The sequence below is a fragment of the Paracraurococcus lichenis genome, assembly GCF_030657435.1.
GTDB classification, from domain to species: domain Bacteria; phylum Pseudomonadota; class Alphaproteobacteria; order Acetobacterales; family Acetobacteraceae; genus Paracraurococcus; species Paracraurococcus lichenis.
Genome location: NZ_JAUTWS010000226.1, coordinates 1 through 3112 on the forward strand (window position 1 = coordinate 1; position 3112 = coordinate 3112).

3 protein-coding genes and 1 pseudogene are annotated in these 3112 nt (G+C 64.4%); 2 read left to right on the forward strand and 2 right to left on the reverse strand.

The annotated features are described in order from the left end of the window. Positions 1–115 (forward strand): annotated as a pseudogene (locus Q7A36_RS39065) (IS1595 family transposase); the annotation flags it as partial. 112 nt (positions 116–227) lie between these two features. On the opposite strand, the gene Q7A36_RS39070 reads toward Q7A36_RS39065, so the two are convergent. Together Q7A36_RS39070 and Q7A36_RS39075 are read right to left on the reverse strand one after the other, a co-directional pair. Beyond that, a complete protein-coding gene (locus tag Q7A36_RS39070) occupies positions 228–503 on the reverse strand; it encodes a hypothetical protein (protein WP_305109187.1) in 276 nt (91 codons plus the stop codon). A gap of 187 nt (positions 504–690) precedes the next feature. Further along, positions 691–2385, reverse strand: a complete 1695-nt coding sequence (locus Q7A36_RS39075) for a sensor histidine kinase (protein ID WP_305109188.1) — start codon at positions 2383–2385, stop codon at positions 691–693. Between the two features lie 394 nt (positions 2386–2779). Here Q7A36_RS39075 and Q7A36_RS39080 point away from each other — a divergent pair. After that, positions 2780–3112, forward strand: a 333-nt coding sequence (locus tag Q7A36_RS39080) for a lipocalin-like domain-containing protein (RefSeq protein ID WP_305109189.1), incomplete at its 3' end; no start/stop codon positions are given.

Sequence of the window (3112 nt, forward strand, 5' to 3'; positions counted from 1 at the left end):
CCGCCTCGGGCTTGGGCGGGTGAACGCGCACCACGGCCAGATCAAAGCGCTGGTGAACGGGCGCTGCCGTGGCGTGGCGACCCGGTACCTCGGCAACTACCTCGGCTGGCACCGGGCGATGCTGCACGAAGGCTTCACCGGAAAGGCGCTGCTGGATCGGGCGCTGGCGTAGTTCGGCGGGCAGTCTGCCGTGGCCACCCCACACCCAAGTCGAACTGCGCCTAGAGCTAGTGCAGCAGATCCGTTTGCCGACGCGGACTTGGCCGCTGTGCCAGAACCAGCCGCAAGGCTTCCGCCACATCATCGGTCGGCACCGTGATGGTAGCGATCCGCACTTCCTCGGTAGCCCCGGTGCGCTCAATCTCTCGCAGTAACTCCTCGCCGCGCAGCATGTACCTCCCGCCGGTGGCTACCTCGCAAAGGACGACATGGCTGCGATCTAGTTCCGCACGTTCCTTGTCGCCAAACTTAGCGATCCATTCCCGTTCGGCTTTGGTCCTCACTGCACGACCTCCTGGACAACAGGCATTGTTGCATGTCGGCTTGGGCGGCTTTCAAAGCTCTCACCGCCTTCTTGATTAAGGCAAGCGCAGCGTCGAGCCGGTCTAATACCGGCCCGCCTGCGCGTTGACACATCGCGTAGGCAGCGAGGGCATACATCCTGGCGGCATCTGTCAGCCGCAGCATGTGTCAGCCTTGCGGCGGGCTGGTATAAGACGCTGAACCCGCCTCGACGATTGATCTTGGCGTGAAGCAGATGGTCGCTCGCAGCCCACCCGCCTCGAACATGAGAACGACTCGCGCGCCGGGACCCAGATCACGCGCCAGGGCGCGTTCCAGCAGCCTCGTCCCGAAGCCCCGCCGAGCCGGCTCGCCCGGCACCGGTGGGCCGTCCATCTCGCGCCAATCGACCGCAGCAGAAAGGCCCACGGGATCGGCCCTGCAGATCACCTCGACATGCCCATCCGGCACGGAGAGCGCGCCATGCTTGACGGCGTTCACGGCCAACTCATGAAGGCCCATGATCAACGCCTGGACTTGGCCAGGCGGGATCTGCGGCATTGGGCTATTCGGCGCGGTCTGCACTACGAAGCGCGATCGCCCGTCGTCCGTCCCCTCACCAAGCCAGGGCGCAAGCCCAGTGCGTACCACCGCATCGAGTGCCGCTCCCTCCCAGCCCACGGCCGTAAGCAGATCATGCGCGCGAGCGAGGGATTGCAGTCGGGCCGTGAATGTCCGGATGAAGTGTCTGGGTTCACCTCCTCCAGTGCGCGCCGTCTGCAGAGCGAGCGACTGCACCGTGGCGAGGGCATTCTTGGCACGATGGTTGAGCTCAGCCACTACCAGCCGCAACCGCCGCTCGCTGTCCACGAGCGAGGCGGTGGCGGCCCGGCGCAGGCGGGCCTCGGCCAGCAATGCCTCTGCGAGCCGGTCCGCCTCCGGCAGGCCGAGGGTGGGCGACACAGTAGGCGACGTGGGCCCGTCCGGCGTGGCCGCGAACCGCAGGAGGTCGGTGATCGGATGCAGGACGCCGAGGGCGATGCGCCGAGCAAGCAACAAGCCGAGCGCGAGCAACGCCAACTCGGCTGCGAACAGTGCAACGGCTGTCCGTAGGGCTGGACGCGTAAGCGTTGCCTTCGGCACGGCGACCGCAACGCCCCAGCCATATGGCTCGGGCAGGCGGACAAAAGCGGTAAGCACATGAACGCCGTCGGGGCTGACCCCGTCGAGGAGGCCCTCGGCGGCACCAGACATCCATCGTTCCATGAGATCTGGCGTCAAGGGCCGGCCGACGAAACGGTCCGGATCGGGGATGCGCGCCACCCGCGTTCCAACGCGATCGGCGACCGCGATGATCCACGTGGGGTCGTGCTGCTGACGTCTGATCAACGCATCGAAGGCATCGAGCGGAGGGTTCAAAGCGAGCACCATGGTGGGCGCTCCCTCCGGCGTCGGCACCGGGACGTCGATGGCTATAACCGGGCGGTGCACGACGATGCCAAAGAACAGGTCCGATGTGGAAGGCTGGCCCGTGCGGAGGACTTGTTGCTGATTGACCATGTAGATCCGAGATGGGAGAGGCGCACCGCGCGGCGCAGCGGTGTTCATGAGTTGCTGGCCATCCGCGCGGAGCAGCAAGATGTTGGCGCCGGGCGCTTGTCGAGCAACGAGCGCTTCCGCCTGAGACCGAAATGCGTCCAAGTCGCCTCTGGCAAGGGCGTCGGAGCCGGCGAGCACCTCAAGTGCGAGGGTGCGGCCATGCAACTCACCTTCCAAGGCAAGCGCGAGACCGCGCGCCACGTTCAGCGCCTCCTGGCTCGCCTGCTCGCGGCCGCTTCGGTAACCGACGTAGACGAGGCAGAGGTTGAGCGCGACAAGGGGCATGGCCACCGCCAACACAAAAAGAGCTAGTCTTACGCGCAGTGTTAAGCGACTTCGGAAAGACGCCTTCAAAAAATTCCTGAATTTCACGCGCCCCCCTGCCATAGCGATGAGCACGAGGCATGCAATCGGGGGCTCGGATGAAGCCGATACCTCACGCGCAACTAAGGTTTATATTGGATGGGAGGCAAAGGGAAGCAAAAGCGACACTTTGATCTAAAAAATGGAAACGGAACGACGACCGGCGATACCAATCACCGCAGTCAACGATGTTCCGTAATGCGAGCAGCATGAAAGGTGCGCTCCTTTCTCACAACGTCAGTGCCACCTGCGCGATCGTCCACCGGTTTCGCTATTCCTCTGGTCGCGGCCGGCCAGGACGCCAATGGAGGGGCGGATGGAAGCGCTAGCGGGAACGATGTGGAGGCTCATCGAGGTCACGGCCCGTGACGATGCTGGCCGAGAGGTGCCGTCACCCATCGGGCAACATCCGATGGGCTTCGTGATGTTCAAGGATGACCGCATTTTGGTCGCGGTGACCGACCCACGGCCGTCGCTTGCACAAGAAGCTCAGCCTCGGCCCTTGATATCCTACACAGGGAAATATCGCTTCGACGGGACCGAACTCGTCACCGAGACGGACGCAGCGTCGCGGCCTGACCTGATGATGGAGCAGGTGCGCGAGATGCGGTTCGAGAGCGCGACACGTCTGGTCATGAACTACCGCCGT